This window comes from Shinella sp. (genome assembly GCF_052438155.1).
Taxonomy (GTDB): domain Bacteria; phylum Pseudomonadota; class Alphaproteobacteria; order Rhizobiales; family Rhizobiaceae; genus Shinella.
On record NZ_JBQVPI010000120.1, the window covers coordinates 1 to 528 of the forward strand.

Here is a 528-nt window from a genome sequence, read left to right on the forward strand (position 1 = left end):
TGTAGCTAACGGCAAGACTCTTCATCCCACCGTCTCTAGGCCCAATTCACTGACGCCGCGTTTATGTGACAACACCCGTGGAGGAGATGGGGCGTCACTTCTCCGACCGGATCATCGTTGCCGGCAATGCGCTCGCGCGCCGTCGGGTGAGCGGCACCATCACCGTCGCCGATACCGACGCCGCCCTCGCCTTCATCAAACAAGCCCTCGGCGTCAAGGTGACCCGGTTCGGCCCGGTGATCGTCATTCGCTGACGGCTCTGTCGCTGCACGGGCTTGTCGATTGCGGATCGACATGTTTGATTTGCTTCCTGCACGCGCGCCCGCCCGTATTCAGGAAATGACTATTCTTCTACTGCGCTTCCCCCTGTTACCAAGGGAACAACTCCCGGCTTCTGCGCCGACTAGCAATCGGCACACGCCCGATGGCGTGGAAACCCATTTGCGAGGAAAGCATGAGCAATACTTCGAAGTTCATCACGCCATTGCAGGTAACGCATGCGCTCGGTCTGGAGGCCCTCGGCTACAC

At 59.7% G+C, this 528-nt stretch carries 1 protein-coding gene; it reads left to right on the forward strand.

Annotation, left to right across the window (positions count from 1 at the left end; all coding sequences use genetic code 11):
* Positions 1-86: 86 nt before the first annotated feature.
* Positions 87-254: a hypothetical protein gene (locus tag ACT6VE_RS34910; RefSeq protein WP_444802666.1), complete on the forward strand. Its 168-nt coding sequence runs from the start codon at positions 87-89 to the stop codon at positions 252-254.
* Positions 255-528: the final 274 nt, after the last annotated feature.

Coding starts and splice junctions, on each gene's coding strand:
- ACT6VE_RS34910 (WP_444802666.1), top strand. CDS start 87: ATGGGGCGTCACTTCTCCGACCGGATCATCGTTGCCGGCAATGCGCTC.